1 protein-coding gene is annotated in these 1,292 nt (G+C 38.8%); it reads left to right on the top strand.

Features of this window, described 5'->3' with window-relative positions; translation table 11 throughout:
• The first annotated feature begins 46 nt into the window (after positions 1 to 46).
• Positions 47 to 1,141 carry an ISAs1 family transposase gene (locus tag NBH15_RS29140; RefSeq protein ID WP_128135842.1) on the top strand — a complete coding sequence of 365 codons (1,095 nt, stop codon included), beginning with the start codon at positions 47 to 49 and terminating at the stop codon, positions 1,139 to 1,141.
• The last annotated feature ends 151 nt before the right edge of the window (positions 1,142 to 1,292 follow it).

Genomic DNA, 1,292 nt, shown 5'->3' with positions numbered 1-1,292 from the left:
CAGGGCGACCGCACCAAAATTCCTCTAAAAAGTTTATCATTGCAAAATGAATACCTCTAATTATTTTTCAGAAGTGACAGATCCTCGTGTAACAGGTCGCTGTCTACATTTGTTGTCAGATATATTAATGATAGGTTTGTGTACTTATCTGACAGGCGGAACAGATTATGAAGATATGCGTCTGTTTGCTTTAGAGCGTGGAGAAATGTTGAATGATTTGCTTTCTCTACCAAACGGTGTACCATCAGAAGATACGTTTGAGCGTGTATTCCAGCGTATTGAACCATCAGAATTGGAACATTGTCTTCGCAGTTATGGTAAATCAATCCTGTCTGATTTATCAGAAAAGCAGATTGTTATAGATGGAAAGAAACAAGGTGGGACATCTCCGACTTCCACAGGAAATAAAGGTCTGTATATCCTGAATGCTTGGGTAAGCGAGAATAGGTTCTGTATCTCTCAAGGAAAGGTAGAAGACAAGTCTAATGAGATAACAGCCATCCCTGCTGTCTTGTCGGAGATTGACATTGAAGAGGCGATTGTCTCCATAGATGCCATGGGGACACAGCGAGAGATCGTTGACTTAATACTTGATAAGAAAGGCCATTATTTGTTGTCGGTAAAGGGCAATCAGAAATCTCTGTATGAAGATATTGAATGTGCATTTAAAGTAAACGGCGGCCTTGATAAAGATACGAGCGTAAATAAAGATCATGGAAGGATAGAGGTCAGGAAGTGCTGCATTCTTCCTGCAAGGGAATATCTGCTTGCGGAAACTATTCGATCTTGGAGGGGACTGGGCACGATTATAAAAATAGAGTCAAGTCGGGAAATAAACGGGAAGACAACCTATGAAACCAGATATTATATCAGTGATGAGATCGGATTAAGCGCGTCTTACTTTCAAAAGCTGATAAGGGGACACTGGAGCATTGAAAACCAACTTCATTGGCACCTGGATGTTACTTTTAAAGAGGATAATTGCAGGGCAAGGAAAGGATACTCCTCGCAAAACTTGTCAGTGCTTAGAAAAGTAGCTTTACATATCGTATCAGAACAAAAAGACAAACTGAGTCTAAAAAGAAGACTTTACAAAGCAGCCTTGGATATTAACTATTTAAGAAAATTATTGGGATACTAATCTGATTTTCTAAATCATAAAAAGAGGCCTCTTTATGGAAAGAGACCTCTTATAAGATCTCACGAATCATAGTCAAGAGACTTTGGTTTGCAAAATCTTCACGTAAAAAATCCAGTCGTTAAGGTTCTATTTTCATAGTTAAGACTTTTCT

The sequence above is a fragment of the Parabacteroides caeci genome, from assembly GCF_023656795.1.
In the GTDB taxonomy this organism is placed as follows: domain Bacteria; phylum Bacteroidota; class Bacteroidia; order Bacteroidales; family Tannerellaceae; genus Parabacteroides; species Parabacteroides segnis.
This window is presented reverse-complemented; position numbering and strand designations above follow the sequence as displayed.

Coding starts and splice junctions, on each gene's coding strand:
- NBH15_RS29140 (WP_128135842.1), top strand. CDS start 47: ATGAATACCTCTAATTATTTTTCAGAAGTGACAGATCCTCGTGTAACA.